We start from the raw sequence: 3,978 nt of genomic DNA, 5'->3' as shown, positions 1-3,978 counted from the left end.
GCTGCTGTCGGGAGGGTGTGCAAACCGGTAGCTGCTATCGGCCCATGCCCGGCTCACGGCCCGGTGATGATCGTCAAGGCGCCGGGCAGCACGCTGAATTCGAAGTGATGCCCGGTTCCTTCGGTGTCCCCGTCGACCTCCCAAGGGGCGTCCGATTCGAGGTCGATGACGAAGCTCCGGCCTGCGTGATACTCGATGGCCTCCCCGCGGTGCAGCTTGTGGACCACGGTCGCTGCAACCCTGGCCCATCCGGCGAGCGTGCGCGGAGACGCGAGCAGGAGATCAAGCTTGCCGTCGTCGACCACCGCATTCGGGAAAAGCTCGATTCCGCCTTGCAGGCTGCGAGTGTTCCCGACCAGCACCAGCACCGCTTTGCGCTGTACCCTCGCACCGCCGTCCACTCGGTAATGCACTTGGCGCGGAGCGTAGCCCAACTGCTGGGCGAACGCGACGAGATACGCGGCCGATCCGACCGCCTTCTTGAGCCGGGCATCGGTGTCGCGCATCAGTGCGGCATCGAAACCGACACCGGCCATGCCCGTGAAGAAGACCGGGTTCGCCTCGTCCTCATCGACCACGAGGCGTGCAAGGTCGATCTTGCGTGACTCACCGGTGAATGCGATGTCGAGCGCGCGGGGGATATCGAGCGGAATGCCCAGATTGCGAGCGAGCAGATTCGCGGTGCCGACCGGGATGATCGCGCTTGCCACACCGGTATCACGCAGAGTCGTGGTGACCACCCGCACGGTGCCGTCGCCACCGGCGGCGAGGATCAGCTCGGCGCCGGCAGCGAACGCCAGCCTGGTCGCGCCCTCACCGGAATCGGCAAGCGTGGTCGGCAGCAGCGCCGGCTCGGCCCAGCCGTGTTCGAACGCCTTGGCGCTGACCAGCCGCCGGAAGACGTCTTCGTCCAACTTGATCGGGTTGAAGACGACGGCCACCCGCCGACGGGTGGCGGCGGATTCGGTGACGGCGGCTGGCATGGGTGACTTTCTCCTGAACGCTTGGTTACAGCCTAGGAGATAGCGGCGAACCAGTGTTGCCACTGGCGATCACTGCGGGTTGTCCGGACGATTTCGCTAGGCTTGGGCTCATGATCGACCCGAAGGTGCTGCGCACCGATCCTGACCGTCTTCGCCGCTCTCAGCAGGCTCGTGGGGAGTCGGTGGCGTTGGTGGATACCGCGATTGAGGCCGACGAGGCGCGCCGTGCCGCCATCGGCGCCTTCGAATCGGCTCGTGCCGAGCAGAAGTCGCTGGGTTCGCAGGTCGCGCGCGCCAAGGGCGACGAGAAGGCCGCACTGCTGGCTCGCACCAAGGAGTTGTCCGGCCAGGTGAAGGCCCGCCAGCTTCAGGTGGACGCCGCGGAGGCCCGTTTCGACGAGGTCATGAAGAGCTTCGGCAATATCGTCATCGATGGCGTCCCGACCGGCGGTGAGGACGACCTCTACGTCATCGACACCATCGGCAGCCCGCGCGACTTCGAGGCCGAGGGCATCACCGTCCGCGATCACTTGGAGATCGGCGAGATCATCGGTGCCATCGACATGGAGCGTGGCGCCAAGGTCTCCGGCTCGCGGTTCTATTTTCTTACCGGCCCCGGTGCGCTGCTCGAATTCGCGCTGATGCAGCATGCGCTCACCAAGGCGCTCGAGTGGGGCTTCCAGCCGATGATCCCGCCGGCCCTGGTCAAGCCCAGCGCGATGGAAGGCACCGGATTCCTCGGCCAGGCGGCCGAGGACGTCTACCGCCTGGAGCGCGACGACCTCTACCTGGTCGGCACCGCCGAGGTGCCGCTGGCCGCTTATCATTCGGACGAGATCCTTGATGCCGCCAAGCTGCCGATCCGCTATGCCGGATTCAGCCCGGCCTACCGTCGCGAGGCAGGCAGCTACGGCAAGGACACCCGCGGCATCTTCCGCGTGCACTGGTTCGACAAGTTCGAGATGTTCGTCTACTGCCGCCCGGAGGACGCCGAGGCCGAGCACGAACGGCTGCTCGGCTACGAGAAGGAGTTCATCGGCTCGCTCGGTATCCCGTTCGAGGTGCTTGACGTTGCCTCCGGCGATCTCGGTCTGAGCGCCGCCCGCAAGTACGACTGCTATGGCTGGGTGCCCAGCCAGCAGCGCTACCGCGAGATCACCTCGACGTCGAACTGCACCGAGTTCCAGGCCCGCCGGCTCGGCATCCGCTACCGCGACGAGAAGGGCCCGAAACCTGCGGCCACTCTCAACGGCACACTGTGCGCGATGGCGCGGATGATCTTGATGATCCTGGAGAACTTTCAGAACGCGGACGGTTCTGTCACTGTGCCCGAGGTGCTTCGTGGTTACCTGGGTGGGCGCGAGGTCTTCGAACCCATCGGCTGAACCTCGCCGACATCCGGTCTTCGCCGAAAGTCGCCCGGAGCGCCCCGCCAGGGATGAAGCTAGTCGTATGGCGAACGATCATCTGTCTGTGACCTTCCTCGGGGCGGCCCGGACCGTCACGGGTTCGAAGTACCTGCTGACTCATGGCGGTCAGCGCCGCGTCCTGGTCGACGCAGGGATGTTCCAGGGGCCCAAGCAGCTGCGTGAGCAGAACTGGGCCCCGTTCCCGACAGATCCGTCGAGTATCGACGCGATTGTGCTCACGCATGCCCACATGGACCACGTCGGCTACCTGCCGCGCCTTGTCAAGCAGGGATTCCGCGGTCCCGTCCATGCCACCGAGGGCACCATCCGGCTCGCCGAGATCGTGCTGCGCGATGCCGCGCATCTGCAGCAGAACGAGGCCGAGGACGCCCGCCGCGACGGCTGGTCGAGGCATGCCAACCCGCTGCCGCTCTACGACATCGACGACGTCGAAGCCACCCTGCCGCTGTTTCGAGCGGTCGAGGCCCACCAGCCGATAGACCTAGGCCGTGGACTGTCCATGCGGCTGTGGCGGGCCGGTCACATCCTCGGCGCAGTGTCGATCCGGGTCTGGAGCGGGGACGACGAGACGACGGACAACGCGGTGGTCTTCTCGGGCGATCTCGGACGCCATCACCATCCGGTGCTGGCGGACCGTGAGGTGCCGATGGGCGCCCGGACCGTGCTGATCGAATCGACCTACGGCGATCGCGAGCATCCGGATCCCGAGATCCCGCACGAGGCGTTCGCCGACCTGATCTCGCGGACGATCGCCCGCGGCGGCAATGTGCTGATCCCGGCCTTCGCAGTCGACCGCACCGAGCTCGTGCTGCTGACGTTGCAGCAGTTGATGGAATCCGGGCGCATCCCCGATGACATCCCGATCTGGGCGAACTCGCCGATGGGCCTGGCGGCGCTGGATGTCTACTGCGATCCGGCGATGGCCGACGAGATCGGCCCCGAGTTCGCCGGACGCCGCTTCATCCACCTGCCGACTCTTCGCGAGGCTCGCAGCAAGGAAGACTCGATCGCGCTCAACAAGCCATTTCAGCCGTCGATCATCATCTCGTCGTCGGGCATGGCCACCGGCGGACGCGTCGTCCATCACCTCGAACACATGCTGGGCGACCGCAAGAACGCGGTCGTTTTCACCGGCTTCCAGGCCCCGGGCACCCGTGGACGGATGCTGGTCGACGGAGCCACCGAACTGAAGATGTACGGCCGCTACATTCCGGTCAAGGCCGAGATTCTGCAGGACGACGAGTTCAGTGTGCACGCCGATGCGTCCGATCTGATCGACTGGCTCGCCGAGATGAGCCCGCGTCCGCAGACCGCCTACTGCGTGCATGGCGAACCCGATTCGGCCAAGGCACTGGCCAGACGCATCAAGAGCGAGCTGGGGATCCTTGCCGTGGTGCCGGAGATGGGGGAGGTCGTCCGGCTCTGAGCCTGGGTCCCTGTTGATCCCGTCCTGCTGTTGTGCGGCGTGCTGGTGGTTGCCGTCGTTCGCCGAACCAATAGGCTCTCTTCCCGGCAACCACCACCACGCGTGATTCCGTGACCTCTCCGCGGCCCGGAATCACGCG

At 66.0% G+C, this 3,978-nt stretch carries 3 protein-coding genes; 2 read left to right on the top strand and 1 reads right to left on the bottom strand.

Annotation, left to right across the window (positions count from 1 at the left end):
• Nucleotides 1–53: 53 nt before the first annotated feature.
• Complete coding sequence (locus AAFP05_RS09670; RefSeq protein ID WP_341729655.1) at nucleotides 54–983, bottom strand: diacylglycerol kinase family protein; 930 nt, start codon at nucleotides 981–983, stop codon at nucleotides 54–56.
• Between the two features lie 110 nt (nucleotides 984–1,093).
• On the opposite strand from AAFP05_RS09670, the gene serS reads away from it, so the two are divergent.
• Nucleotides 1,094–2,368, top strand: coding sequence for a serine--tRNA ligase (gene serS / locus AAFP05_RS09665; RefSeq protein WP_341729654.1), 1,275 nt, complete (start codon nucleotides 1,094–1,096; stop codon nucleotides 2,366–2,368).
• Between the two features lie 67 nt (nucleotides 2,369–2,435).
• Nucleotides 2,436–3,839 (top strand): MBL fold metallo-hydrolase, encoded by a 1,404-nt coding sequence (locus tag AAFP05_RS09660; RefSeq protein WP_341729653.1) that lies wholly within the window; start codon nucleotides 2,436–2,438, stop codon nucleotides 3,837–3,839.
• Nucleotides 3,840–3,978 lie beyond the last annotated feature (139 nt).

It is taken from the genome of Brooklawnia sp., from assembly GCF_032229645.1.
Classification (GTDB): domain Bacteria; phylum Actinomycetota; class Actinomycetes; order Propionibacteriales; family Propionibacteriaceae; genus Brooklawnia.
The sequence above is the reverse complement of the archived record's forward strand: the minus strand, read 5'-3'. Positions and strand labels throughout refer to the sequence as shown.